The organism is Bradyrhizobium sp. Ash2021 (assembly GCF_031202265.1).
Taxonomy (GTDB): Bacteria; Pseudomonadota; Alphaproteobacteria; order Rhizobiales; family Xanthobacteraceae; genus Bradyrhizobium.
The window spans coordinates 495,398-520,438 of the sequence record NZ_CP100604.1 but is presented as its reverse complement, the minus strand read 5'-3'; the positions used below and the strand labels follow the sequence as shown (position 1 = coordinate 520,438).

Sequence of the window (25,041 nt, the reverse complement as noted above, 5' to 3'; positions counted from 1 at the left end):
CTACGGCATCGTGTAGGCGGTCTTGACCGTCGTATAGAATTCCGCCGCGTATTTGCCCTGTTCGCGCGGTCCGAAGCTGGAGCCCTTCCGGCCGCCGAACGGCACGTGATAGTCGACACCGGCGATCGGCAGATTGACCATCACCATGCCGGCCTCCGCGTTGCGCTTGAAGTCGCTGGCATATTTCAGGCTGGTGGTGCAGATGCCAGCGGACAGGCCGAACTCGGTGTCGTTGGCAACGGCCAATGCTTCGGCATAATCGTTGACGCGAATGACGGACGCGACCGGCCCGAAAATTTCCTCGCGCGCGATCCGCATATTGTTGGTCACCTCGGTGAACAGCGCCGGCTGCAGGTAGAAGCCGGGCGCGTCGCGCTTGAGGCGCTCGCCGCCGAAAGCGAGCTTGGCGCCCTCTTCCTTGCCGATCGCGAGGTATTTGAGGTCCTGATCGAGCTGGCTTTGATCGACCACCGGGCCGATGTCGGTGCCGGCTTTCACGGCGTCATCGATCTTCAGCCCGCTGATGCGCTCGGCGAGAGCGGCGACGAATTTGTCGTGAATGCCCTTGGTGACGATCAGCCGCGAGGCGGCGGTGCAGCGCTGGCCGGTGGAGAAGAACGCGCTGTTGGCGGCGCACTCCACCGCGACCTTCAAATCCGCATCGTCGAGTACGACCAGCGGATTCTTGCCGCCCATCTCGAGCTGGAATTTCTTCATCGGCCGCGACGCGACGCAGGAAGCGGCAACCTTGTGGCCGGTTGCGACCGACCCCGTAAAGCTGATCGCCGCGACATCGGGATGCTCGAGCAGCGCAGCGCCGACCTCGGAGCCGCGGCCGATCACGAGATTGAGCACGCCCTTCGGCAGGCCTGAGCGATGCAGGATATCGACCAGCGCCCAGGTCGAGCCCGGCACCAGATCGGCGGGCTTGATCACGACGGTGTTGCCATAGGCCAGCGCCGGCGCGATCTTCCAGGCGGGAATGGCAATCGGGAAATTCCACGGCGTGATCAAACCGACGACGCCGAGCCCCTCGCGGGTGATCTCGATGTCGACGCCAGGGCGCACCGAGGCCAGCTTCTCGCCGGCCATGCGCAGGCATTCGCCGGCGAAGAACGCAAAAATCTGTCCGGCGCGCGCGACCTCGCCGATGCCCTCGGGCAGGGTCTTGCCTTCCTCGCGCGACAGCAGGCGGCCGAGTTCATCCTTGCGCGCCAGGATCTCGTCCGAGGCCTTTTTCAGGATGTCGTAGCGGAGCTGCGGCGTCGCGCGCGACCATGCCGGGAATGCCGCCTTGGCGGCGGCGACCGCCGCATCGGCCTGCGCGCGGGTGCCGCGTATGGCCTGGCCTACAACGTCATTGGTATCCGACGGATTGACGTTGGGCGACCGCGCGCCGTCGGAAATCCATTCACCGTCGATCAGATTGTTGAACATCAGCATGGCGTGCTCCTTTTATCGTTAGATCGGTCGTGTACTTCTCGCCGTTTCCGGGGACCTTATCGCTTGTTTGCCTTCCGCCAAGCTGCGAAATCGACCAGCGTCTGCGGATCGGTCGCGGGATAGAGCCCGAGAATGGAGCGGCCGCTCTGCACCTGCTCGGTGACGAAATCCTCGAACGCGGTCATCTCGACGGTCTCGTCGGCAATCTCGTCGGCAAGGTGGGCGGGGATCACGATCACGCCGTCGCTGTCGCCAAGGATCACATCGCCGGGAAACACCGGCGCGTCGCCGCAGCCGATCGGCACGTTGATCTCGATCGCCTGATGCAGCGTCAGGTTGGTCGGCGCGCTGGGCCGGTGGTGATAGGCGGGGAAGCCAAGCCTGGCGATCTCGGCGGAATCGCGAAAGCCGCCGTCGGTGATGACACCGGCACAGCCACGCTTCATCAATCGCGTCACCAGGATGGCGCCGGCGGAGGCTGCACGGGCGTCTTTCCGGCTATCCATGACCAGCACCGCGCCAACCGGGCAATCCTCGATCGCCTTGCGCTGCGGATGGACGCGGTCGCGGAACACCTCTAACTTGTTGAGGTCTTCGCGCGCCGGCATGTAGCGCAGCGTAAAGGCCTCACCGACCAGGGTCGGCTGGTCGGGGCCGAGCGGATGTACATCCTGGATCATCTGGATTCGAAAGCCGCGCTTGAACAGCGCGGTCGCCACCGTCGCGGTGGAAACGGTCTTCAGTTTGTTACGGGTCGCTTCGCTGAGTTTTGACATTTGCTTCATCCCGGTTTGTTTGTCATTCCGGGGCGCGCGAAGCGCGAACCCGGAATCTCGAGATTCCGGGTCTGGTCCTTCGGACCATCCCGGAATGACGGGGTCAATAAATCGACGGCTCGCCGACCGGCGCACCAAAGCCGGTTTCAAGAAAATCGAAGTCGCAGCCTTCGTTGGCCTGTTTGATGTGCCTGGTGAACATCCAGCCATAGCCGCGCTCGAAGCGGCGCTCCGGCTGCTTCCATTCGGCGCGGCGTTTTGCCAGTTCGGCCTCCGGCACATCGAGATTGATGGTGCGCGCAGCGACATCGAGCGTGATGCGGTCGCCGTTGCGCACCAGCGCCAGCGGTCCGCCGATATAGGATTCCGGCGACACATGCAGGATGCAGGCGCCGTAGCTGGTGCCGCTCATCCGCGCGTCCGACAGCCGAACCATGTCGCGCACGCCCTGCTTCACCAGTTTGGTCGGGATCGGCAGCATGCCCCATTCCGGCATGCCCGGGCCGCCCTGCGGGCCGGCGTTGCGCAGGATCAGCACATGGTCGGCGGTAACGTCGAGATCGGGATCGTCGATCGCCTTCTTCATCGCGGGATAATCGTCGAACACCAAAGCCGGCCCGGTATGCTTGAGGAAACGCCGCTCGCAGGCACTGGGTTTGATCACGCAGCCATCCGGCGCGAGATTGCCCCGGAGCACGGCGAGCGCACCCTCGGCATAGATCGGATTGTCGACCGTGCGGATCACGTCATCATTGTAGACTTCGGCGCGCGCGATGTTCTCGCCGAGCGTCTTGCCGGTCACGGTCATCGCATCGAGATGCAGATGCGGCTTGATCCGGCTCATCAGCGCCGGCAATCCGCCGGCATAGAAGAAATCCTCCATCAGATAGGTATCGCCACTGGGCCGCACATTGGCGATCACCGGCACCTTGCGGCTGGCAATCTCGAAATCGTCGAGCCCGATGTCCTGGCCGGCGCGGCGCGCCTGCGCGATCAGATGGATGATCGCATTGGTCGAACAGCCCATTGCCATCGCCACCGTGATCGCGTTCTCGAACGCCTTGCGGCTCTGGATCTTTTGCGGGGTCAGATCCTCCCACACCATCTCGACGATGCGCCGGCCGCATTCCGAGCTCATGCGGATGTGACCCGCATCGGCGGCCGGAATCGAGGACGCACCAGGCAGCGTCATGCCGATCGATTCGGCGATCGCGGTCATGGTCGAGGCGGTGCCCATGGTCATGCAGGTGCCGTAGCTGCGGGCGATGCCGGCCTCGACATCGACCCAGTCCTTGTCGGAGATTTTGCCGGCGCGCCGCTCGTCCCAGTATTTCCAGGCGTCCGAGCCGGAGCCCAGCGTCTTGCCCTTCCAGTTGCCGCGCAGCATCGGCCCCGCCGGAAGATAGATCGTCGGCAGGTTCATGCTGGTGGCGCCGAGCAAGAGGCCCGGCGTGGTCTTGTCGCAGCCGCCCATCAGCACCACGCCATCGACGGGATGGCCGCGCAGCAATTCCTCGGCGTCCATCGCCAGCAGATTGCGGTAGAGCATGGTGGTCGGCTTCTGCAGCGATTCCGACAGCGACAGCGCCGGCAATTCGACCGGAAAGCCGCCGGCCATCAGGATGCCGCGCTTGACGTCGTCGACCCGGGTCTTGAAGTGCATGTGACAGGGCTGCACATCCGACCAGGTATTGAGGATCGCGATCACGGGGCGGCCCTTCCACTCCTCCGGCGCGTAGCCCATCTGCATCGCGCGCGAGCGGTGGCCGAAGGCGCGGAGATCGTCGGGCGCAAACCAGCGCGCGCTGCGGAGTTGCTCGGGGGTCTTGTTCTTGCCGGTCATGACTGGGTGCCCCATTTCTGGACGGTGTTGCGTTCGATGGTGCGGAAGATCAGGTTTTCAACGATCAGGCCGATCACGATCACCGTCAACAGGCCGGCGAACACGGCAGGAATGTCCAGCAGGTTGCGATTCTCGAAGATGAACCAGCCGAGCCCGCCCTGCCCCGACGACACGCCGAACACCAGTTCGGCCGCGATCAGTGTGCGCCAAGCGAACGCCCAGCCGATCTTCAGGCCGGTGAGGATGGAGCCGAACGCGGCCGGGATCAGGATCCGCGCGACATAGGGCAGCCCGCGCAGGCCGTAATTGCGGCCGACCATGCGCAGCGTATTCGATACGCTCTTGAAGCCGGAATGGGTGTTGAGCGCGACCGGCCACAGCACCGAATGGATCAGCACGAAGACGAGGCTGCCATTGCCGAGGCCGAACCAGATCAGGGCCAGCGGCAGCAGCGCGATCGCCGGCAGCGGGTTGAACATCGCCGTGACGGTTTCCAGGAAATCAGTCCCGATCCGGGTGGAGATCGCCAGAATGGTGAAGATGGCGGCGAGCACGATCCCGGCGCCATACCCCATGAACAGCACTTTCAGCGACGCCCATGCCCGCAACGGAATGGTGCCGTCGCGCACCTTTTCGAACATCGTGATGATGGTGTCATGGAAGGTCGGGAACAGCAGCGGATTGTCGAGGAACGCGCCGTAGGCTTCCCATACCACCGCGAGAAAAATGATGATCGCGGCCTTGCGGACGAAGCCGTCGTTCCACACCAGCTCCAGCACAGTCAGCTTGCGCTCGACCTCCGCCGGAACCGCCGTTGCCGCGGCGTCGTCGCGCAGCAGAATTCTCGCTTCGCCCATCGCGCGCTCCCTAATGTGCGGTCGCCGTATCTGCGAACAGCAGATCGTGGATCTGCTTTTCCAGCCGGGCGGCGCTGCCGTCCTCGCCCGAGATCTGATCGACATCGACGACCTCGGCCTTGACCCGGCCGGGATGCGGCGACAACAGCAGAATCCGGTTCCCGATCTTGATCGCTTCCGCGATCGAATGGGTGACGAACAGCACGGTGAACTTGGTTTCGGCCCAGAGCTGCAGCAATTCGTCCTGGCAAGTCCGCCGCGTCAGCGCGTCCAGCGCCGCGAACGGCTCGTCCATCAAGAGAATATCGGGTTCCATCGCCATGCCGCGCGCGATCGCGACGCGCTGCTTCATGCCGCCGGACAGCGTATGCGGATAGCTGTCGACGACGCGGGTGAGGCTGACTTTCTCAATATAGGCGCGGGCGCGGGCTTCGGCTTCCTTGCGCGGCAGCCGCCGCGTCATCAGCAGCGGAAACATCACGTTTTCCAGCACCGACTTCCACGGCAGCAACTGGTCGAACTCCTGAAAGATCATCATCCGGTCGGCGCCGGGCTCTGATATCTCACGCCCCGAGATCCGCATCTTGCCTTCGCTCGGCGTCATGTAGCCGCCGACCGCCTTCAGCAAAGTCGACTTGCCGCAGCCGGAGGGACCGAGCAGCACGAAGCGATCGGATCGATCGACCGAGAACGAGACCCGCTCGGTCGCGGTAACGACCGCGCTGGAAGTCTTGTAGCGCAGCGTTACGTCACTGACATCGAGGAGCGCGGCCATCGGCGTCAGTTACCCTTGAGGTCGTGCGCGACCGGCAGATAATAATCGGTCCACGCCTTGGGCTGGGTTTTCAGCGTCCCGGTCTTGAACAGATGGGTCGCGAATTTCATCGTGCCCTGCGGCTCGAGATTCCACTCCATCATGCCGGGTTCCTTGAGCCATGCCAACAGATCCTCGACGCTGGTCTTGTCGCCGGTAACTTCCTTGTAGATCTCGACCGCCGTCCTGGTGTCGTTGCGGATCAGGTCCTGCGCCTCCTTGGTGGCGTCGCGCACCGCCTGAATGATCTTAGGATTGGCGTCTGCGAATTTTGTTGTGGTGAAGAACTGCGCCTGGCTGAGCGGCCCGCCCATCACGTCGGGTGAATTGAGCACCACATGGGCGCCGGGCACGTTCGTCATCTCGAGGAACGTGAACGGCGGGATCGAGAAGTGATTGTGGACCTCGTGCTTCGAATTCGACAGCGCCGCATAGGCGTCGGGATGGCCGAGTTGCACGGTGTTGGCGTCCAGCTTCGACCATTGGTCGGCGCCGAAGGCTTCGGCGGCCGCGATCTGCAATACGATCGCCTGGGTCGAAATCTTCACGGTCGGCACCGCGATCTTGTCGCCTGGGCCGAAATCCCTGATCGACTTGATGTTGGCGTCACGGCTGATCAGCGTCATCGGCTGCGCCGAGCAGGCGACGATGCCCTTGACGCCGCCGCGGGTGCGGTCCCACAGCAGCAGCAGATTGCCGGTCCCGGTGTTGAGGATATCGACGCCGCCGGCCAGCAGCGCATCGGTCTGCGCCCCGCCGCCGGAGAAGGTGATCCATTTGGTGGTGATGCCGGGCACGCCGAGCGCCGCCGCGTGCTTCTCGATCAGCTTCTGCTTCTCGATGATGTGGGTCGGCATGTAGAAAATGCCGGGCTGCCGCGACAGCGAAATCTCGGTCTTCTGCTGCGCCGATGCCGGCAAACCCGACAGCGCGACACCGAGTGCGGCGATGGCGCCTGCGCAACTGCGCCACATCATCCTGTTCATTGAGCTTCCTCCGGCGGTGGAACCTGTTGACTTGAGGTTTCGGAAATGCACTAATGCATTAGTGCATTTGATGCAAGTCTCTTTCGATCCGACGGCTGTTTGATGGACTCACCGCGCGTCGCCTCCCGCCGCACCGCCCAGCGCTCGCTCGGGCGGCTCGACCGCGACCGCCAGGCCGCGCCGCAAGTATTCGAGCGCCTGCGCGGGATGATCATTTCACTCGAATTGCCGCCGGGATCGCCACTGTCCCGCGCCGCGCTGGCGGAGCAGTTCGGAGTCAGCTCGACGCCGATCCGCGACGCGCTGATGCGGCTCGAGGAAGAGGGCCTGGTCGACGTCTTCCCGCAATACGCCACCGTGGTCAGCCGGGTCGATGTGCGGCTGGCCCAGCAGGCGCATTTCCTGAGGCAGGCCGTTGAGCTGGAAATCGTGCGCGCGCTCGCCATCAGCCATGATGCCGCAGTTGCCGCCCACCTCAACCGGACCATTGCGCTGCAGCAGCAATTCGCCAAGGCCGGCGACTTCGAAAAGTTCATGGCCGCCGACAACGAGTTTCATGCCCAGCTCTATGCGGCCTCCGACAAGCAGGACATCTGGGTGCTGGTGAAGAGCCGCAGCGGGCATATTGACCGGCTGCGCCGGCTCCATCTGCCGTCGCCCGGCAAGGCGCAGGATATCGTCCGGCATCACAAGCTGATTGCGAAAGCGATCGGCGCCGGCGAACCCGACGAGGCGCAGAAGTATCTGCGGACCCATCTGTCGGGCACGCTCAGCGAGCTCGCGCAGATTCGCGCGCGCCATCCGGAATATCTCAGCGATTGACCGAGCTCAGTCGCGCCGCTTGCGAAGGCGGGCCGGCGCACCTGTTGCAAGAATTTGCGCCGGATAAGATTTGCCGTTTTATCACCCACGATCCCGTCTGCTCACAACCATGCATATGACGCGAATTTGACCTAGCGCTTAACTGTTCCGACGGAACACCTGTGGCAGGAACAGGTTGCACCTGAAGGTAGATTCGCAGAACCTGCCTTGGCGTGGTTCCTTGGCGTGATTCCAGGCTGGGAGAAGGCTGAGTTGGCGAAGATCCTGATTGTGGACGACGACAGCGCCGTGCAACTGACCATCCGCCTGCTGCTCGAACGCGCCGGGCACAGCGTTGTCACTGCCAGCGATGGCCGCAACGGGTTGGCGCAATTCGAATCCGGCGATTTCGACCTGCTGTTTCTCGACATCTTCATGCCGGGAATGGACGGGTTCGAGACGATGCGGCTGGTGCATCAGCACAAGCCGCTCACTCCGATCGTTGTGATCTCCGGCCGGCCGATGCCCTCGGATTCAGGCCCGGATTTCCTGACCATGGCAATGAAGCTCGGGGCTGTCTCGCAGTTGCAAAAGCCTTTCAAGCCGGCGGAGCTGCTGGCGGCCGTGGCGGGGTGCCTTGAAGCAGCAAAGCGTCTGTCGGCCTCATCCCGGCCCGCCAGTGGTGTTGCCTCCAGCCCCTAATGCGAAATAGCATTGTTGCGTTTCGTCCGGCTCATTGCCTGGGACGAACGGGGGGCCGCCACAGCCAAAATGACGCTCACAACCAGGCTTGCCATCGCGATGATTGCGTTGGTCGCGATCGCGGTATCCGCGGTCGGATGGCTGAGCTATCGCAACCTGGAACAGGCGCTGCTGCCACGCGTGCTGGATCGGATCGAGACGCATTCGCGTTTCATCGCCGCCGAACTGGATTCCCGCGTTCGCAGCGGCCCCGGCGACATCACCACCTTTCAAGGCCTGGCGGCGGTCGCCGGCTTGATGCGCGCGCGTCTCAATGGCGGGATCGATCCCGTCGATCAAACCACCGAGGCGGTTTGGCGCGAACGGCTGGCGGGCCGGCTGGCCGCCCAGATGGCGCTCAAGCCGGCCTATTCGCTGCGCTTTATCGGGGTAGCGGACGGTCACAGGGAAATCGTTCGCGTCGACCACTCCGGACCGAACGGCGCGGTGCGCATCGTCCCGGAAGCAGAACTGAAGCGGGTCGGCGATGCGCCCTATTTCCGGGACACAATCAAGTTGGCCGCGGATGAAATATACGTCTCGCCGGTCAGCTTCAGCGAAGAGAACGGTGTCATCGAAACGCCGCACGCGGCGGTATTGCGGATCGCCAAGCCGGTTCTGGCAGTCGACGGCAAGCCGTTCGGGATCGTCATCGTCAATGTCGACATGCGTCCGGCGCTCGACCGCGTCCGGTCATCGGTGCGGCCGGGCGAAAAAGTGTATGTCGTCGACGGCAGGGGCGACTATTTGGTTCACCCCGATCGCTCGCACGAATTCGGCTCGCAACTGGGCGCTCCGACCGACTGGCGGCGCGACATGCCGTATTTGGCTGCATCGCTGGGCGCGGTGCAAGGTTTCGCGCGCATCATACCCGATCAGGCCGCGCCGCCGAGCGCCGTGGCGTTCGCGCCAGCCGTGCTGTCCGGCAGCGAGTGGGTCGCGGTCATCGAAGCGGTGCCGAACGCCGCCTTCATGGCGCCGGCGGCGGCGATCCAGAATAGTTCGATACTTGTCGGGTTGATCGCGGTGCTCTGCGCCGCGGCGCTGGCGCTATTGATCGCGCGGTCGCTGACCCGGCCGATCGTCGAGTTGACCCGGGCTGTCGAAGCGGCCCCCCGGGATGGCATGGCCGCCATTCCGGTCGCCGCGGGCGGCGAGACCGGCGTACTCGCGCGCGCGTTCGCACATGTGATGGAGGAAGCGAACGCCAAGACCGTCGCGCTCGAACGCGAAGTCGAGGAGCATCGCCGTACGGTCGCGGCACGCGACCACCATGCGGAGCGCGAGCGCCTTTTCAGCGCCGCGGTCGAATCATCCAGCGACGCCATCATTACGATGTCGCTCGACGGCACGATAATCGGCTGGAACCCGGCCGCGGAACGCCTGTTCGGCTACACGGCGGCAGAGGCGGCGGGCAAGAACATCAGCCTCATCATCCCCGCCGATCGGCTATCGGAGGTGCAGGACACCGTGCGCCGGATCGGCTGGGGCGAAAGCATCGAGCACAACGAGACCGTGCGTTTGCGAAAGGACGGCAGTCTGGTCGAGGTCTCGCTCAGCATATCCCCGATCAAGGCCGCCTCGGGGGCGACCATCGGCATATCGAAGGTCGCCCGCGACATTACCGACAGCAACAAGACCAGACTGGCGCTCCGGCAACAGGCCGAGGAGCGCCGCCGGATCTTCGAGACCTCCCAGGATCTGATCCTGGTGATGGACGCCAGCGGCATTCTGGTTCAGGTGAGCCCCAGTTCCCAATCCATCCTGGGATACTTGCCGCAGGAAATGGTCGGTCGCAACGCGCTCGAATTCACCTATGTCGAGGATATCGCGAGGTCCAACGAGGAAGTCCGCGCGGAACGGCGCGGGCAACGAACGCGCAACTTCAGCTCGCGTTGCGTCCACAAGGACGGCAGAGTCGTAACGCTGTCATGGATGGGGGTGTGGTCCGAGCCGGTCAGGCGATTTTTCTATATCGGCCGCGACATGACCGAAAGCCAGCAGGCGCAGGAAACCTTGCGCGAGAGCGAACAACTGGCGCGCGGCATCATCAACAGCGCGATCGACGCCTTCGTCCAGGTCGATCAGCGCGGCATCATCCGGGACTGGAATCCGCAAGCCGAGATCATGCTCGGATGGCCGCGCGAGGACGTGCTTGGGAAGAATGTATTCGAATTGATGGGCCGGCAAGATGGGCCCGGCCCAGTGAGGGTAGCTCTGGAACGCTTTCTGCTTTCCGGGCGGGAGCAGGTCCAGCAGCCGCGCCGTGAAGTCCAGATCAAACGGCGCGACGGAACGGTATTTACCGCGGAATTGAGCATCACCGCGCTGAGGACCCGCGATGGTTTTGTGTTCAACGGGTTCATCCGCGACATTACCGAACGAAACCGCACCCAGCAGACGCTGCGACAGCAAGCCGAAGAACTGCGGCGCATTTTCGAAACGTCGCAGGACCTGATCATGGTGATGGATTCAAGGGGATCCCTGGTTCAGATCAGCCCGAGCTGTGAAACCATATTGGGCTATCCGCCAAATGAAATGATCGGCCGTACCGGGATCGACTTCATCCATCCCGCCCATCTGGAGAATTCGCGCGAGGAGATGCGCGCCCTGCGGCGCGGGGAGCGTCCGAAGATTGCGGACACACGGTGCCTCCACAAGGACGGACGGAGCGTGTGGCTGTCCTGGCTCGGGGTCTGGTCCGAACCGGTGGAACGGTTCTTCTTTGTCGGCCGCGACATGACCGAAAGCCGGCTGGCGCAGGAGACGCTGCGCGAAAGCGAGCAGCTGGCGCGCGGCATCATCGATACCGCGCTCGACGCCTTCGTCCAGTTGGACGAGCAGGGCGCGATCATGGACTGGAACTCCCAGGCGGAAAGGATATTCGGGTGGTCGCGCACCGAAGCGGTGGGAGCGAAACTCGGCGAACTGATCATTCCGGAGATCAACCGCGACGCCCACAAGTCCGGCATGGAGCGCTTCCTGCGCACCGGAGAAGGCCCAATCCTCGGCCGCCGCTTCGAGGTCGAGGCGCTCCGGCGCGACGGAAAGGAGATCAAGGTCGAGCTGAGCGTCACCGAACTGAGGCGCCGCGACGGCTTCGTGTTCAACGGGTTCATCCGCGACCTCACCGACAAGATCGCCGCCGAGGACCGGATCAGGCAATCCGAAAAGATGGAAGCCGTCGGCCAGCTCACCGGCGGCATCGCCCATGATTTCAACAATATCCTGACCGTCATCACCGGGACGATCGAAATCCTGGCCGATGCCGTCAAGCGCGAGCCGCAACTCGCCGCCATCACCCGGATGATCGACGAGGCCGCGACGCGCGGCGCGGATCTCACCCAGCATCTGCTGGCGTTCGCCCGCAAACAGCCGCTCGAGCCGAAGGAAACCGATGTCAACACGCTGATCATCGAGACCGCCAAGCTGCTGCAGCGAACGCTCGGCGAGCATGTCGAGATCGAATCGGTTTTCGAAGACGAAGCCTGCCTGGCGATCGTCGATCCCAATCAGCTCGCCACCGCGATCCTCAATCTCGCCCTCAACGCCCGCGACGCCATGCCCGGTGGCGGCAAGCTGATCATCGAAACCGGCACGGTCGTGCTCGACGAGAACTACACAAGGACGCATGGCGACGTGCGGCCGGGCCCCTACGCCATGATCGCGGTCAGCGATACCGGCAGCGGCATTCCGGCGGCGATCCTCGACAAGGTGTTCAATCCGTTCTTCACCTCGAAGCGTCCCGGCAAGGGTACCGGCCTCGGCTTGAGTATGGTCTACGGCTTCATCAAGCAGTCGGCCGGCCACATCAAGATCTACAGCGAGGAGGGCCACGGAACCACGGTCAAGATGTATCTGCCGCCGGCCGCCGGCGAGTCAGCGCCGGTCGCGACGGCGCCGGCACCGACTATGGTGGGCGGACACGAAACGATCCTTGTCGTTGAGGACGACAAGCTGGTGCGGGACTACGTGCTGACGCAACTGCATTCGCTCGGCTATGTCACGCTCGACGCGGCAAATGCGACGGAGGCGATGGCGATTGTCAACGCCGGTCATGAATTCGATCTGCTCTTCACCGACGTCATCATGCCCGGCCTCAATGGCCGCCAGCTCGCCGACGAGATGTTGAAGGTCAAGCCCGCGTTGAACGTTCTGTTTACCTCCGGCTATACGGAAAACGCGATCATCCATCACGGCCGGCTCGACGAAGGCGTGCTGCTGCTCGCCAAGCCCTATCGCAAATCGGATATGGCCATCATGATCCGCAAAGCGCTCGCCGACTAGATTGCGTCGACCGTTTCGCCGCTTGTCGTCGCCCGGCAAGAGCGCGAAGCGCGTCTCAGCTCGGCAAGCGCGAAGCGCGTCTCACACTGGACGACCGGGCGATCCAGTACTCCGTGGCGCGCGTTTGTGTGAATAACGAGCGACATGGATTACTGGATGCCACGCTTGAAGCGGGGCATGACGGTGGGGATCAAGCCTGGCGCGAGCTGGTCATCACGATCCGGACCAGATCGGCGGCATTCCGCGCCCCCAGCTTTTTCATGATGTTGGCGCGGTGATCCTCGATCGTGCGCGGGCTGATCCCGAGCTGGCGGCCGGCTTCCTTGTTGGAAGCGCCGGCGGTGAACTGTTCCAGCACCTCACGCTCCCGCCGCGTCAGCGGTTCACGTCCGGGAAAATGCAGCGACGCGATCCGGGACGCGGAGTCCTGCGCGTGCCGCCGGGCATAGGCCTCGATCGCCTCGTTCAGCCGGGTGACGATCTCGCTGCCGCGGAACGGCTTTTCAATGAAGTCCAGCGCGCCGTTCTTGATGGCGCTGACCGCCATGGTAATGTCGCCCTGGCCGGAGATCATGAAGATCGGAGCGGGATAGTCCTCGCCGTGAAGCTCTTTCAGAATATCGAGGCCGGATTTTCCGGGGATATGGACATCGAGCAGGATGCAGGACGGCGTCCGTGTCCTTGCCACCGCGAGCAATGCGGCACCGTCCGCAAAGCAGATCACCTCGTAACCGCCGGCCGACAGCACCATCGAAAGCGTGTCGCGAACGGCGGGATCGTCGTCGACTACAAAAATCTCCCCGCGGGAGTCGGGCTTTTCAGCCATATGTCATCGTCCATGAGTGGTGAAACGTGACGCCCACCTGAATCAGGATACTAGACGCGATACCCGGATCAGAACGCACCCGTATTTGTACGGGACGACGGCTTAACGCACAAGTAGCAACGCACACCTAAAAAGTGGAGTGAGGAGTGCACTTATGCAGAACGCAGCACGCGACGGCAGCGAAATTCGGCCCGACGATCGCGCCTACCGTTTGGTCGTGTCGGACCTTGTCTCCCTGCTCGGGCATGTCCAGGCGAGCCTGAAGCTGATCGCATTGGCGGTCGCCAGCGAAACCTCCCCCGGCAATCATGACGCTGCCCCCAACGTCATCGTGCTGGATGACGTGACGCCTTGCTACGCGCAGGCGAGCGCGGCTTTGAAAGCCTGCGACGCAAGCCTTGGCAGGACCCTTCATTTCCTGCTGGATTCCGGGACATCGATGCACGTCGCGGAAGCGTTCGCGGCAAGCCCGCCGGCGCTTTCGGTGGTCCGTGCGTAAGCGGATAACGGCGCCCCGACGGCGCCGTCCGCAGGAACTTACAATGTCGATCCGCCACAAGGTGATTCGAAGCTGCATACGGCGATAACGGCGCGTCGGCCCGACAGCCTGGTCGCGGAACTGGCCGACAGCCGGGTCGGAAGCGCGCCGCGCGATGGCCTCAGGCCGTCAACTCGTCTTTTTTTGACGCGGCGCGCGGCTTTTTGCCGTTCTTGCCCCTGAGGAACCGAATGTCCATGTCCGTGCCATTGACGCGGACCAGTTCGCATCGGCGATAGGCCAGGCCCGTCGACGACAACAGAAGAAAGAACTCCTTGAGATTGAGGCCCTGGATCGAGCCTTCCACGGTCAGCGTTGCGTCGTTGTCCGAGATGGCGTTGAGCTGACAGTCCCGGCGCCAGGTTCCGTCGATGGCCATGATGCAAACGTCATAACCCCGGCTGAAGGTGACCCGTTCCGTTCCCTTGCTTTCCTCCGTCATCCCTCAACGTCCCGCCATAGCTGCGATCTTTGGCATCGCCAAAGCGCCCGCCCCGGATGCCGGCCGGGCGCCGCTTGGCTGGTAAAGACCGCGCTTGTCCGGAAACGGCTTGAACACATCCGTCAGACCGACGACCGTTTCCGCCGCACCCAGCACCAGGAAGCCGTCCGGCTCCATTGTCCTGGCGAGACGGTTGAAGATGTTGATCTTGGTCTCCTGATCGAAATAGATCAGAACGTTGCGGCAGAAGATGACGTCGAAAACCCCGAGCTGGGAAAAGTCGTGCAGCAAATTCAGCTGCCGATGCTGAACCATGGCGCGGATGTCGGCGTTGATCTGCCAGAGCTCTCCGTTTTGCTTGAAATATTTGACAAGCATTTGAATCGGCAGGCCGCGCTGAACCTCGAACTGGCTGTAGATACCTGCCTTGGATTTCTCGAGCACCTCCTGGGAGAGGTCGGTAGCGAGGATCTCGATGCGCCAGCCGGCGGTGGCCGCGCTCATTTCCTTCAGGCACATGGCCAGCGAATACGGCTCCTGTCCGGTCGAACCGGCAGCGCACCAGACCCGGATGCTCTTGCGAGCCGCCCTTGCCTTCAGCATCTCGGGCATGATCGAATCGCGGAAATGCTCGAACGGCACCTTGTCGCGAAAAAAGAAGGTCTCGTTGGTGGTCATGGCTTCGACCACCCGGGCGATGATGGAAGCCGAGCCGCCTTTCATTTTTTGCACGAGTTCGCTGATGCCGGGCAGCCCGCATTTGCGCGACAGCGGAAGCAGGCGGCTTTCGATCAGATATTGCTTGTCTGCGGACAGGTCGAGACCGGAATTATCCTTCAGGAGCTTACGCAGATACTCGTAGTCGGGCGGGTTCACTGGGGGGCCTCTCAAGGGCAAGCGGACAAGATTCTAGACGGATGGCGGTTCTGCCAATTCGATCAGGCCGACTTCCTGGAATTTGGCAACGATGATATCCCTGTCGAATGGCTTCATGATGTATTCGTTGGCACCTCCGTCGATCGCGCGCGTGATATGGTCGATGCCGTTCTCGGTGGTGCAGAATATCACCTTGGGCACATCGCCGCCGGGCATGCGGCGCAGATGACTAAGGAAGTCGTAACCGTCCATTACGGGCATGTTCCAGTCGAGCAGCACCGCTTCCGGCATGGCACGTTTGCAGACGACCAGAGCGTCCACACCGTCTTCGGCTTCGATGACCTGAAAATTGAGCCCTTCCAGGATACGGCGTGCGATTTTTCGCACTATGCTGGAATCATCGACAACGAGGCACGTTTTCATTTCGAGGCTCCTTGTTTGACGAGCGGCGGATGCCAATCGGAGTTATGCCGCGAGCGCGGTCTTGGGCACGATTTCGAGGACGTGATCGACATCGAGGACGACCATGAGCTGTCCGTCCAGTCTGTGGACACCGCCGGCCAGTTTGGCCATGCGGAGATCGAGGTTGACGGGGCTTTCCTCGCGGCTGTCGTCGGGCAACTTGAGAACCTCGCCGATGGGGTGAGCCAGACGGAAGATGTTATCCGGAATCTTGGCGTCGCTCGGGTCCTGCTCGAACTTCACCAACTGATTGTCGACCGCATCCAGGCTCTCGTTGGTTTCCGTCAGGAACTCCCGCAGAAGATCATCCATCTGAGCACGCCTTCCAAATTCGTGTAACGGTCGCCCTCAAGGGATACCTTCAGGGCTTCACGACCTCGTTAATTTCGCTATCCGTGCTAATACGGAGAACGAACACGCCCGCTCGCCTCGCGGCCCGATACAGGATGATGATTGCAGAAGGTCACTTTCAGACAGGCGCGCGCGAGCGCGACCGTTCACGACGCCTTGGCAACGTCGTTCGTGCAGATGCGCGGCACGCAAGCCGCCATCCGGTGTTCAGGGATTTGGAATCGAGCGTGGCGGCGGGGTTTTCCCCGCCGCCTGGATCGTTGCCTTCGAAGCCGGGCTCAGTGCAGCAGCTGCAGCACGCTCTGCTGCGACTGGTTGGACAGCGCCAGCGCGGACACCGCAATCGACTGCCGGGTGGACAGCGCCTGGCTGTTGGCCGCTTCCTCGTTGGAGTCGGCCAGCGTCAGGTTAGACGAGCCGGTCTGCAGCACGTTGATCAGGTTTTTGGCAAAGTCCTGGCGGATCTGCACGATCGACAGGTTAGAACCGAGCGCCGAGGCTTCCGACCGCAACTGGTCTGAAGCAGCGCTCACCTTGGCAATCACCGCGTTGGCCGAGCTGTTGTCCAGGAAATCGGTGCCCGCGGTCAGCGGAGCAAGGCCGAGGCCGGCCGCATCGTAGGTGACGCCGGGGATGGAGAGCGTGGACTTGCCGGTTTCGTTGAAGGTCAGCTTCAGGTCGTCGCCGAACAGCAGGTTGATGCCGTTGAACGAAGCATCCTGCGACGTCGTCGTGATCTGCGCGATGATGTTGTTGTACTGGCTCACCAGGTTGGCACGCGTAACCTGCGAGTTCGCATCGGCGAGTGGCTGGCCCGGGGCGCCACCGGTCGGAGTGACAGGGGTCGCCGTATCGCTGCCGCTGATCGCAATGTTGTTCGCGGCTGCGACTGCGCCCGTTGTCAGCGTCTGGCTTGCATGGTCGTTGGTGGACGTGAGCGTGATGGAGCCGTCGCTGGCGAATGATGCCGTCAATCCAAGGCCGGCGGTGGACAACGCAGCATTGAAAGCATTGATTGAGTTGACGTTGCCGGCGCCGGTGCCGAGCGTGATCGTGGTGGCGGCGCCACTGGCCGGCGTAAATATGAAGGTCTTGGCGTTGAGCGAGTTCGTACCGCCAACGGTCAAGTCTGCGGCAGTACCAACAACGGCCGGCGCCAGGCTCGTCGCCGAAGACTTCACCGAGTAGCCGGTGGTGGTCTGCAGGACCTGGTTGGCGATCGACTTGGCGGTATCGACCAGCTTCTGTAGCGAAGTGAGACCGGTGTTGGCCGCTTGCAGCACCTGCACGCCGTTGCCGATGCTGTCGAGCAGGTTGTTGATGTCGCTGGCGCGGTTGTCGAGACCCTGCGCGGTGAAGAAGTTGGTCGGATTGTCGAGCGCGGTGTTGACCTTCTTGCCGCTAGCCAGACGGTTCTGGGTGGTGGAGAGAAGCTCCGCGGTAGACTGCAACGAGAGCAGGTTCTGGCGAACTGCCGCCGAAAGAACAATACCGGACATATCACTGACCCTTCCGTAATTTTACCTCCCCAGTACTACTCGGTTTCCTTTAAATTAAGGTTAATGCCGGCTTAAGTTGTTTGGTTAACGCGTTCTTACCCGAGGCTTGCGCGCAATGTTTGCCACCAGGGGCTCCGCCTGATCGCGGCCCCACAACGAAAAAGCGGCGGGGTTTCCCCCGCCGCCTTGCTTGATAGTCTCTTTCGAAAGATCAGCGCAGCAGCTGCAGCACGCTCTGCTGCGAGGTGTTGGCCAGCGCGAGCGCGGACGTCGCGATCGACTGGCGGGTCGACAGCGCCTGGCTGTTGGCCGCTTCCTCGTTGGAATCGGCCAGCGTCAGGTTGGACGCGCCGGTCTGCAACACGTTGATCAGGCTCTTGTTGAAGTCCTGACGCAACTGCACGACAGACAGGTTCGAACCCAAGGCCGACGCTTCGGTGCGGAGCGTGGTGCTGGCCGCGCTGAGCTTGGTGAGCGCCGCGTTGGCCGAGTTGTTGTCCAGGAAGTCCGTGCCCGAGGTCAGCGAACCAAGGCCGAGGCCGGGCGCGTCGAAGGTGACCCCGGTGATGTTCAGCGTGGACTTGCCGGTTTCGTCGAAGGTCAGCTTGAGGTTGTCACCACTGAGCAGGTTGATGCCGTTGAACGAGGAGTCGTGCGACGTCGTCGAGATCTGCGTGATGATGTTGTTGTACTGACCCACCAGGCTGGCGCGGATGGCCTGCGAAGCCGCATCGGCGACTGGCTTGCCCGCGGAGCCGCCGGTCGGAGTGACAAGGGCCGCCGTAGAGGTGCCGCTGATCGCAATGTTGTTCGCGACGGCGGTTGTTCCCGTTGTCAGCGTCTGGCTTGCATTGTCGTTGGTGGAGGTGAGCGTGATGGAACCGTTGCTGGCCAATGACGCCGTCAATCCAAGGCCGGCGGACGTCAGCGCAGCATTGAAGGAGTCGATCGAGTTGACGTTACCGGCAGCAACCGTGTCGGTGACCGTGATGGTGGTCGCGGCACCGGTGGCAGGCGTAAAGACGAAGGTCTCGCCCTTCAGCGAGTTGGCGGTGCCGCTGCCGATGTTGACCAGATCGTTGGCCGTTCCGACAGCGGACAGCGGGCCGGCGCCCGTCGGTGCCGCGCTGGTCGCGGAAGCCTTGATCGAATAGCCGGTGGGCGCCTGCAGCACCTGGTTGGCGATCGACTTGGCGGTATCGACCAGCTTCTGCAGCGAGGTGATGCCGGTGTTGGCGGCCTGCAGCACCTGCACGCCGTTACCGATGCTGTCGAGCAGGTTGTTGATGTCGCTCGCGCGGTTGTTGAGGCCCTGCGCGGTGAAGAAGTTGGTGGGATTGTCGAGAGCCGAATTGACCTTGTTACCGGTGGCCAGACGATTCTGGGTGGTGGACAAGAGCGCGGCGGTGTCTTGCAGCGAGAGGAGGTTCTGACGAACCGACGCGGAGAGAACAATACCTGACATTTGGATTACCCTTCTGGATGAACACAACTGACGCAACGCCGCCACATTCGGGCGACGTGCCACCCTGCTTCCTCACTCGCTACCCGTTCGTTAACTTGGTGCCCCGTAAAAATGCTCGAACGCGATAATCTGTCCGCAAACGGCCAATCGATGTGGTTATGGTGAACAGAGTCTTACCGGCGTCTGCGGCCAAACATACGCCGGGCTCATCAACGAATCTTGCCGTATCCGGGGTCGCTATCTCGACGACATGGCGTCTGCGTAACGCAATCGGCCTTCGGCAAGGCATTCGTTGACCACCGTCAGCAATGCGACCGGCGTGAACGGTTTGCGCAGGCATTGCATCGCGCCGAGCTCGGGAGCCATTCGCAGGAAGTCCGGAGCCGGCGCGTCGAGGTTTGCAAAGGCGTATCCCGACATCGCAACCAGCGGAATTCTCGGCGCGCGTTCGTGGAATATCCTGATCGACTCGAAGCCGCGCATGTGCGGCATGAAAATGTCGACAATCATCAGGTCGAAGATGCTGTGCTCGAGCGCGCGAAGTCCGGCTTCGCCGCCGAAAAAATGCCAGCGATATCGCGCCTTCCTAATCGCCTGTTGCAGGTTCTGCCTATGGCGGAATTCCTGTCATTGCATCCGCGTCTCGAAACCGTCGAGCTGACCAACGAAGCCGTTCTGGTCGAAGCCGGCGCACCGGTACAACAGGTCTACCTGCCCCACAGCGGCGCCGTCGCGATGACGGTCAGCCCTTCGCAAGGGCGGGCGGTGGAGGTTGCGATGGTCGGCCGCGACAGCGTCGTCGGCGTCTCCGCAGCCCTCGATAGGGGAGTATCATTGACCAATGCGATTGGCCCTGTCCGCGCACGCCCAGCAATCCGCGGCATGCAATGCCTCACATTCGGTCGAAGCGCGCTTGTCGCGCCTGCGGTTGCGCGCGAGCGATTTGTGCGACAGCGAAGCATTGCCGCTGAGCCCGGAGTTCCTGGCGCAAATGATCGGCGCGCGGCGTAACGCGGTTTCGATCGTGGCGCATGCGTTTCGGCAGGCGGGCATCGTCAACTACAGCGGCGGCCAAATCGAAATTACCGATATCGGTGGTTTGCGGAAAACCTCTTGCGAATGTTACTGGGCAGTCCAGCGGCAATGCGACCGGTTGCTGCCGGCGAGAGCCTGACGCCCCGCGGCTTCGCGCAATCAATGGTCATCGACCATCGAATCCTCGCACTTCGGCAAGCGTCGGACACAAGATGCTGATCGAATGCGTCCATTTGTCAATTTTTCTTGCCAAAAACCCGTGCCACAATCATCCTGCAATTCGGATAGTGCGTTTCAAGTGCCAGGCGCCCAGAGGCCGGCTTTGCCCATAAGAGCAGGAGACTGCTTTGGATATGGCTCCTCGTTCACCGAATGGCTTCCTGTCCTCGCTGACCGCGGACGATTTTGAATTGGTCCGCCCTCATCTGCGCACCGTCGAACTGCCCCAGGAACTGGTGCTCGTCGAAGTCGACGAACTACTCAAGCGCGCGTATCTGCCGCATCGCGGCGTGATCTCGCTCGTCGTCAAGCTGGCGCGAGGCGAAAACGTGCAGATTGCGATGGTCGGCCGCGACAGCATCTTCGGATCGTTCTCCGCGCTCGGCGATGCCGTTGCACTGAACAGCGCGGTGGTGCTGGTACCCGGCATGGCTTCGACGATCGACATCGATCAGCTTCGGGCGGCCGCCGACCAGAGCCCGACGTTCCGCACCACGCTGGCGCGGCATGGACTGGCGGTCTACGCGCAGATCCAGCAAACCGCCGGCTGCAACGCCTCGCATACGGTGGAGTCACGGCTGGCACGGTGTCTGTTGCAGACGCGTGATCTATCCGGCAGCGACAAGCTCGTGCTGACCCAGGAATCGATGGCGCAGATGATCGGCGCGCGCCGCAACAGCGTATCGCTGGTGGCCAACACGCTGCAGCAGGCGAATTTCATTCACTACAGCCGCGGGCATATCGAGATCACCAATCTGGATGGTCTCATCAAGACCTCTTGCGAATGCTACGCGACGGTCAAGGCCCAGTACAACAGGCTGCTTCACCCTCAGATGCATTGCACGGCCGCCTGATCGCTTGCCGGGACCGGGTGACCGCTCTATCGCGGTAGTATTCGTAGGCATCGGGCGGCAACGCGCGCGGTGATTGCGGAAATTCGTCATTCACGCCACGAAAATCTCCCCGTATAGTTACGGCCAATCGCGACACTGCGCAGGGTTTATTCAGCCCGGAGTTAACGCGCTGTTCAATGACCCCTGATAATTGTCGCATTGCTGACGGGTGTGGGTTCGAGAACAGCAGCGGAGACTTTCGTATGCTACGCGCGATCACCCGGGTTCGGCAATTTGCGAATCGCGCGGAGTTGATACATGGCTTTTGATTTGTCGATGCCGATCCTGGTGGTCGATGACTACAGCACCATGATCCGCATCATCCGCAATCTTCTCAAGCAGCTCGGATTCGAGAACGTCGACGATGCCAGCGACGGCTCGGCGGCGCTCGCCAAGCTGCAGGGCAAGCGATACGGCCTGGTGATCTCCGACTGGAACATGGAGCCGATGACCGGCTACGACCTGCTCAAGGAAGTCCGTGCGAGCCCCGAATTCTCGCAAACGCCTTTCATCATGATCACGGCGGAATCGAAGACCGAAAACGTCATCGCCGCGAAGAAAGCCGGCGTAAACAATTATATCGTCAAGCCGTTCAATGCGGCGACGCTGAAGGCCAAGATGGAAGCCGTGTTTCCCGGATCGGCCGAGTAATACTCACCAGGGCAAAGAGCGCGGGAGCTGGCTCCGATTGAAGCAGAACCGGGACGCCGGCCGTACTACTACGGTTGACGATTTTCATCGACCGATAATGTTGAATGGTGATAGTTGCGTGGACGAAGGAGTGGTCCCATGTTCACGTTTGAAACGAGCGATCAGAAAGTGGTGCGGCGATTCCGCATCGCCCAATTCAACGGCAGGACCGCAACCTTCCGGTCAGCCGACGCGGCGATCACCGGACATGTGCGATCGATCGTGGAAAGCAAGTCGAGCATTCCGGCTGCGTGGGTTATCACGATCATCCCGGAAGAGCCGAAGCCCGGCATCGCCCTGCGGCCCGCGCCTCGCGTGCGCGCATTCGCGGAAGATTATTTCTGAGCTGCAGAGTTGTCGGCCATCGCCGGCGCTTCCACCGACAAAGCCTGACGGCGCGGCGTTCGCCTGCGAAGTATCGGCGCCCGGGAAAAATTGCTGAAAGAGATCTCAGGCCGGCTGCAACAGCGCCTTGCGGACAAGATCCGCGGTGTTGCGGGCGCCAAGCTTGCGCATGGCTTCGGCGCGATGGCTTTCGAAAGTCCTCGGGCTGATATTCATCCGCGAGGCGCCTTGCTTGTTGGAACATCCTTCGCTGATCAGGCTGAGCACCTCGCGCTCGCGCTTGGTCAGCGGCTTGCGGCCGGATTCCGACGAAATCACCACGCCCGGCGCCCGACCACCATCCTTGGCGCAGTCAGCTTGACCTTCCGTTCCCTGTTTGCGATCGGAATCAGGGCTTGCTTGAGGATGACTATCCGAAATCTGCTTCAGCATGGCGCAGACGCGTTCGGTTTGTTGAAACGCGTTCTCTACCACCTGCTGCAGGTAAGTGCGATTGCCCGATGCTTGCGAAAGCTGTTCGCTGTGCTGCTTGATCTCGTTCATGTAGAGCAGCAACGCCGTCAACGGGCCGTTGAGCTGACGCGCGATTGCAGCTCCGGCCTCCTCCATCGCCCGGGCGCGAGCAAGGGACAGCTGCACGATTTCAAGGTTGTCTTCGAGAGACGTGCTGTTTTCCATCCACTTCGAAAAGTGCGAATCACCGGCGCGATGTTCTTGCTGAGACATATAAGGTTTTTATCGGTTCCGGGCTGGTTCAGGGATTAATTTTTCAGACGGTAAGAATACGGGGGGACCACGGCCACCCGGTCGCGGGGCAGGAATTTCCGGAAATCAGCAGCAAATTTGCGAAATGCGACGGGCGGCGGGCCAAAACCCCCGTAGTTTTACGGATCGCAGAAATGCGCAGATCGAGGCCGGTCGGCTCACGATTTCACGGGCGACTTCATTTGCTTTCTTAATGGCCGCGACGGGTCAGGAGCGCCGCAGCGTCAGAAATTTTTCGAGGAATCGACCCGAAGTGACAAACCTGAACCACCAATATGCCAGCCGGCGCGTGTTCATCAGTCCCATCCTCGATCCCGAGATGGCCCCGCACGCCGTGATTAGCGCCGAAGCCGGCGCTCGCCTGTGACCTGCTTCACATTCGCTGCAGAAGCGTCGGGCGTTGCCACGGGATTGATCGCGCCCATGGCACAAACGGCGGCAGCGCCTGCGGAAAACGCCGCGCCCGCGGCCGACGACGCGGTGATGCTCACCGTGTTTTGAACCACGACCAGTCGCGCATACCAGCTGACTACTTCGATGCCGGCCGTGATGATGGGGATCGGTCAGATGGTGACGCTGCGGCCGCGGGCGTCGCGGCTTCGCGAGGTCAACCGCCTGTTCGAAAACATGGCCTGCGGCGCCTATCGCACCGAGTTCTATCCGACCTATGATTGCAGCGCGGTTGGCATCGCAGCGCACGACAAGGCGCAACAGGCAGGCGCCGAACCGTCGGAATGGCAATGGCGGCGGATCAGCCGAGCCGGCTGATCTGCTCCTCGGTCACGACGCGCTCGACGTTCTCGGTCTTGCTCTTGATGCGGTAGCGCGGGCGACCATCCGCCTCGATCGGCAGACAGGTGACAATGGTGTAGACGCTCCGCTCCTTGACCGTCGCGCGGCCCTGCGGCCCCTGCAACTGGTGATGAACGTCGTCATTGATCGCGAAGTTGTGGGCCATCGTCTGTCTTCCGGTTGAAAAAAGGCTTTTAGTCTCAATGGCCTCGTAAGGCAACAGCCGCGCTTAAGCAATTAGAAGCGCCTTTCGTTTCCGCACCCGCTCGATCGACGCTTCTGCGGCCGAAACACCCCAGGTTCCATCGTGCAGCGACTGTTGAATGTACGCCGCGACCCCGGCCATTTCCTGCTCCTGGTCGAGCAGATTGTTGCCGATGCACAGCATGTCCATGCCGGCTCTCAGCGATCGCAGGCTGGCCTCCCGGGTTCCAAGCGCCTTCTGCAATCCCTCCATCTGCATGTCGTCGGTGATCAGCAGCGTATCGGGCAGCCGCTGGCGCAAACGACCGAGGCCCGCCGGCGACAGCGTCATCGGATGGTTGGGGTCCCATTGCCGGACGATGGCGTGGCTGACCAGAACCGCGTCGCCGAACATTTTCGGCGCCAGCGAGTAGAACAGCGCTTCCTGTTCGGGGCGCATCGCGTCCGAAATGTCCATGAACTCCTGATGCGAATCCACCACCGCGCCGCCGATGCCGGGAAAATGCTTGAGGCAGAGGCCGATGCCGGCCTCGCGGGCGATTTCGCTCATCAGCAACGCATTGGCTTCGACTTCGCCAATGTCGGCGGAGAAGGCGCGCTTGATCTTGCCGATGTTGGGATTGTCCGGATTGTAATCGACATCGATCACCGGCGCGAAATCATAGTGGATGCCGAGTTGCCGCATCTCGGCAAAGCTGGCGGCCAGCGTTTTGCGCTTTTCGGCCGCGGCGAGACGATTGAATTCCCTGGCACTGGGAAGCGGCTTGAATCCAAGGCCCTCCTTGAGCCGCCGCACCAATCCGCCCTCCTGGTCGATGAACACCATCGGACCGGAAGGCAGCCGCGAGATCTGCTCGCACAGACCGCGCAGCTGTTCGGGCGATTCGATGTTGTTGTCGTATTGCCGGGTCTGGCAGGAGTAATCGAACAGGATGACGCCGCCGAGTCCGTAGCGGGCGGCAAATTGCTTCAGCCATTCCGGGATCACCTTGCCGAAGAAGCCGAGGATGAAGAGTTCGCCGATGGGCATCTGCTGCTCAGCAATGGAATGCCCTGATGTCGCCGGGCGGAGATCTATCAAACCCGATCGC

23 protein-coding genes and 3 pseudogenes are annotated in these 25,041 nt (G+C 62.2%); 9 read left to right on the top strand and 17 right to left on the bottom strand.

Annotated features, from left to right (window positions below):
- The 6 genes from NL528_RS02595 to NL528_RS02570 form a co-directional block, all read right to left on the bottom strand.
- Positions 1-1,443: an aldehyde dehydrogenase family protein gene (locus NL528_RS02595; RefSeq protein ID WP_309181172.1), complete on the bottom strand. Its 1,443-nt coding sequence runs from the start codon at positions 1,441-1,443 to the stop codon at positions 1-3.
- A 56-nt stretch (positions 1,444-1,499) separates the two neighbouring features.
- Positions 1,500-2,219: a ribonuclease activity regulator RraA gene (locus tag NL528_RS02590; RefSeq protein WP_309181171.1), complete on the bottom strand. Its 720-nt coding sequence runs from the start codon at positions 2,217-2,219 to the stop codon at positions 1,500-1,502.
- A 103-nt stretch (positions 2,220-2,322) separates the two neighbouring features.
- Positions 2,323-4,062 carry an L-arabinonate dehydratase gene (gene araD, locus NL528_RS02585; protein WP_309181170.1) on the bottom strand — a complete coding sequence of 580 codons (1,740 nt, stop codon included), beginning with the start codon at positions 4,060-4,062 and terminating at the stop codon, positions 2,323-2,325.
- Positions 4,059-4,919, bottom strand: coding sequence for an ABC transporter permease (locus NL528_RS02580; protein WP_309181169.1), 861 nt, complete (start codon positions 4,917-4,919; stop codon positions 4,059-4,061). The genes araD and NL528_RS02580 overlap by 4 nt, the downstream gene beginning before the upstream one ends.
- 10 nt (positions 4,920-4,929) lie before the next feature.
- Positions 4,930-5,694 (bottom strand): ABC transporter ATP-binding protein, encoded by a 765-nt coding sequence (locus NL528_RS02575; protein WP_309181168.1) that lies wholly within the window; start codon positions 5,692-5,694, stop codon positions 4,930-4,932.
- Positions 5,695-5,699: 5 nt separating this feature from the next.
- Positions 5,700-6,707 (bottom strand): ABC transporter substrate-binding protein, encoded by a 1,008-nt coding sequence (locus tag NL528_RS02570; RefSeq protein ID WP_375144121.1) that lies wholly within the window; start codon positions 6,705-6,707, stop codon positions 5,700-5,702.
- 114 nt (positions 6,708-6,821) lie between these two features.
- On the opposite strand from NL528_RS02570, the gene NL528_RS02565 reads away from it, so the two are divergent.
- The 3 genes from NL528_RS02565 to NL528_RS02555 all read left to right on the top strand — a co-directional run bounded on the left by NL528_RS02565 (position 6,822) and on the right by NL528_RS02555 (position 12,548).
- Complete coding sequence (locus NL528_RS02565) at positions 6,822-7,541, top strand: GntR family transcriptional regulator (RefSeq protein WP_309181166.1); 720 nt, start codon at positions 6,822-6,824, stop codon at positions 7,539-7,541.
- Between the two features lie 252 nt (positions 7,542-7,793).
- Complete coding sequence (locus NL528_RS02560) at positions 7,794-8,222, top strand: response regulator (RefSeq protein WP_309181165.1); 429 nt, start codon at positions 7,794-7,796, stop codon at positions 8,220-8,222.
- Positions 8,223-8,291: 69 nt separating this feature from the next.
- Positions 8,292-12,548: a PAS domain S-box protein gene (locus NL528_RS02555; protein ID WP_309181164.1), complete on the top strand. Its 4,257-nt coding sequence runs from the start codon at positions 8,292-8,294 to the stop codon at positions 12,546-12,548.
- Positions 12,549-12,738: 190 nt separating this feature from the next.
- On the opposite strand, the gene NL528_RS02550 is transcribed toward NL528_RS02555, so the two are convergent.
- Entirely contained in the window at positions 12,739-13,374 is a 636-nt protein-coding gene (locus NL528_RS02550) for a response regulator (RefSeq protein WP_309181163.1), read from the bottom strand.
- A gap of 154 nt (positions 13,375-13,528) precedes the next feature.
- Between NL528_RS02550 and NL528_RS02545 the strand changes: the two genes are divergently transcribed.
- Positions 13,529-13,873 (top strand): hypothetical protein, encoded by a 345-nt coding sequence (locus NL528_RS02545; protein ID WP_309181162.1) that lies wholly within the window; start codon positions 13,529-13,531, stop codon positions 13,871-13,873.
- 160 nt (positions 13,874-14,033) lie between these two features.
- On the opposite strand, the gene NL528_RS02540 is transcribed toward NL528_RS02545, so the two are convergent.
- From NL528_RS02540 to NL528_RS02510, 7 genes and pseudogenes are all read right to left on the bottom strand, one after another.
- A complete protein-coding gene (locus NL528_RS02540) occupies positions 14,034-14,354 on the bottom strand; it encodes a PilZ domain-containing protein (protein ID WP_309181161.1) in 321 nt (106 codons plus the stop codon).
- A gap of 3 nt (positions 14,355-14,357) precedes the next feature.
- A complete protein-coding gene (locus NL528_RS02535) occupies positions 14,358-15,230 on the bottom strand; it encodes a protein-glutamate O-methyltransferase CheR (protein WP_309181160.1) in 873 nt (290 codons plus the stop codon).
- A gap of 33 nt (positions 15,231-15,263) precedes the next feature.
- On the bottom strand, positions 15,264-15,653 hold the full coding sequence (locus NL528_RS02530; protein WP_309181159.1) for a response regulator: 390 nt from the start codon (positions 15,651-15,653) through the stop codon (positions 15,264-15,266).
- Positions 15,654-15,695: 42 nt separating this feature from the next.
- Positions 15,696-15,881 (bottom strand): annotated as a pseudogene (locus NL528_RS02525) (chemotaxis protein CheW); the annotation flags it as partial.
- 440 nt (positions 15,882-16,321) lie between these two features.
- Positions 16,322-17,542, bottom strand: a complete 1,221-nt coding sequence (locus tag NL528_RS02520; protein ID WP_309181158.1) for a flagellin — start codon at positions 17,540-17,542, stop codon at positions 16,322-16,324.
- Between the two features lie 211 nt (positions 17,543-17,753).
- A complete protein-coding gene (locus NL528_RS02515) occupies positions 17,754-19,007 on the bottom strand; it encodes a flagellin (RefSeq protein WP_309185326.1) in 1,254 nt (417 codons plus the stop codon).
- A 237-nt stretch (positions 19,008-19,244) separates the two neighbouring features.
- Positions 19,245-19,565 (bottom strand): annotated as a pseudogene (locus NL528_RS02510) (response regulator); the annotation flags it as partial.
- Between the two features lie 433 nt (positions 19,566-19,998).
- On the opposite strand from NL528_RS02510, the gene NL528_RS46900 reads away from it, so the two are divergent.
- From NL528_RS46900 to NL528_RS02490, 4 genes are all read left to right on the top strand, one after another.
- On the top strand, positions 19,999-20,181 hold the full coding sequence (locus tag NL528_RS46900; protein ID WP_375143977.1) for a hypothetical protein: 183 nt from the start codon (positions 19,999-20,001) through the stop codon (positions 20,179-20,181).
- Between the two features lie 214 nt (positions 20,182-20,395).
- Entirely contained in the window at positions 20,396-21,115 is a 720-nt protein-coding gene (locus NL528_RS02500; RefSeq protein WP_309181156.1) for a Crp/Fnr family transcriptional regulator, read from the top strand.
- Positions 21,116-21,412: 297 nt separating this feature from the next.
- On the top strand, positions 21,413-21,805 hold the full coding sequence (locus NL528_RS02495) for a response regulator (RefSeq protein WP_309181155.1): 393 nt from the start codon (positions 21,413-21,415) through the stop codon (positions 21,803-21,805).
- A gap of 138 nt (positions 21,806-21,943) precedes the next feature.
- The gene (locus NL528_RS02490) at positions 21,944-22,189 is read left to right on the top strand and encodes a hypothetical protein (RefSeq protein ID WP_309181154.1); all 246 of its coding nucleotides are present in this window, start codon (positions 21,944-21,946) and stop codon (positions 22,187-22,189) included.
- Positions 22,190-22,294: 105 nt separating this feature from the next.
- Here the strand turns inward: NL528_RS02490 and NL528_RS02485 are convergent, their stop codons facing one another.
- Positions 22,295-22,915, bottom strand: a complete 621-nt coding sequence (locus tag NL528_RS02485; RefSeq protein ID WP_309181153.1) for a LuxR C-terminal-related transcriptional regulator — start codon at positions 22,913-22,915, stop codon at positions 22,295-22,297.
- Between the two features lie 450 nt (positions 22,916-23,365).
- Here NL528_RS02485 and NL528_RS46895 point away from each other — a divergent pair.
- A pseudogene (locus NL528_RS46895) lies at positions 23,366-23,722 on the top strand (hypothetical protein).
- On the opposite strand, the gene NL528_RS02475 reads toward NL528_RS46895, so the two are convergent.
- Both NL528_RS02475 and NL528_RS02470 read right to left on the bottom strand, forming a co-directional pair.
- A complete protein-coding gene (locus NL528_RS02475) occupies positions 23,706-23,912 on the bottom strand; it encodes a hypothetical protein (protein WP_074271834.1) in 207 nt (68 codons plus the stop codon). The pseudogene NL528_RS46895 and the gene NL528_RS02475 overlap by 17 nt on opposite strands.
- A gap of 63 nt (positions 23,913-23,975) precedes the next feature.
- The gene (locus NL528_RS02470; RefSeq protein ID WP_309181151.1) at positions 23,976-24,980 is read right to left on the bottom strand and encodes a glycoside hydrolase family 3 N-terminal domain-containing protein; all 1,005 of its coding nucleotides are present in this window, start codon (positions 24,978-24,980) and stop codon (positions 23,976-23,978) included.
- Between the last annotated feature and the right edge of the window lie 61 nt (positions 24,981-25,041).

Bases quoted from the DNA above. Each gene is read 5' to 3' on its own strand.
- NL528_RS02515 (WP_309185326.1), bottom strand. From the start codon at position 19,007: ATGTCAGGTATTGTTCTCTCCGCGTCGGTTCGTCAGAACCTCCTCTCG.
- NL528_RS02530 (WP_309181159.1), bottom strand. From the start codon at position 15,653: ATGAAAACGTGCCTCGTTGTCGATGATTCCAGCATAGTGCGAAAAATC.
- NL528_RS02570 (WP_375144121.1), bottom strand. From the start codon at position 6,707: ATGTGGCGCAGTTGCGCAGGCGCCATCGCCGCACTCGGTGTCGCGCTG.
- NL528_RS46900 (WP_375143977.1), top strand. From the start codon at position 19,999: ATGATCGGCGCGCGGCGTAACGCGGTTTCGATCGTGGCGCATGCGTTT.
- NL528_RS02520 (WP_309181158.1), bottom strand. From the start codon at position 17,542: ATGTCCGGTATTGTTCTTTCGGCGGCAGTTCGCCAGAACCTGCTCTCG.
- NL528_RS02565 (WP_309181166.1), top strand. From the start codon at position 6,822: ATGGACTCACCGCGCGTCGCCTCCCGCCGCACCGCCCAGCGCTCGCTC.
- NL528_RS02595 (WP_309181172.1), bottom strand. From the start codon at position 1,443: ATGCTGATGTTCAACAATCTGATCGACGGTGAATGGATTTCCGACGGC.
- NL528_RS02580 (WP_309181169.1), bottom strand. From the start codon at position 4,919: ATGGGCGAAGCGAGAATTCTGCTGCGCGACGACGCCGCGGCAACGGCG.
- NL528_RS02470 (WP_309181151.1), bottom strand. From the start codon at position 24,980: ATGCCCATCGGCGAACTCTTCATCCTCGGCTTCTTCGGCAAGGTGATC.
- NL528_RS02555 (WP_309181164.1), top strand. From the start codon at position 8,292: ATGACGCTCACAACCAGGCTTGCCATCGCGATGATTGCGTTGGTCGCG.
- NL528_RS02490 (WP_309181154.1), top strand. From the start codon at position 21,944: ATGTTCACGTTTGAAACGAGCGATCAGAAAGTGGTGCGGCGATTCCGC.
- araD (WP_309181170.1), bottom strand. From the start codon at position 4,062: ATGACCGGCAAGAACAAGACCCCCGAGCAACTCCGCAGCGCGCGCTGG.
- NL528_RS02500 (WP_309181156.1), top strand. From the start codon at position 20,396: ATGGCTCCTCGTTCACCGAATGGCTTCCTGTCCTCGCTGACCGCGGAC.
- NL528_RS02575 (WP_309181168.1), bottom strand. From the start codon at position 5,694: ATGGCCGCGCTCCTCGATGTCAGTGACGTAACGCTGCGCTACAAGACT.
- NL528_RS02550 (WP_309181163.1), bottom strand. From the start codon at position 13,374: ATGGCTGAAAAGCCCGACTCCCGCGGGGAGATTTTTGTAGTCGACGAC.
- NL528_RS02590 (WP_309181171.1), bottom strand. From the start codon at position 2,219: ATGTCAAAACTCAGCGAAGCGACCCGTAACAAACTGAAGACCGTTTCC.
- NL528_RS02545 (WP_309181162.1), top strand. From the start codon at position 13,529: ATGCAGAACGCAGCACGCGACGGCAGCGAAATTCGGCCCGACGATCGC.
- NL528_RS02495 (WP_309181155.1), top strand. From the start codon at position 21,413: ATGGCTTTTGATTTGTCGATGCCGATCCTGGTGGTCGATGACTACAGC.
- NL528_RS02485 (WP_309181153.1), bottom strand. From the start codon at position 22,915: ATGTCTCAGCAAGAACATCGCGCCGGTGATTCGCACTTTTCGAAGTGG.
- NL528_RS02475 (WP_074271834.1), bottom strand. From the start codon at position 23,912: ATGGCCCACAACTTCGCGATCAATGACGACGTTCATCACCAGTTGCAG.
- NL528_RS02540 (WP_309181161.1), bottom strand. From the start codon at position 14,354: ATGACGGAGGAAAGCAAGGGAACGGAACGGGTCACCTTCAGCCGGGGT.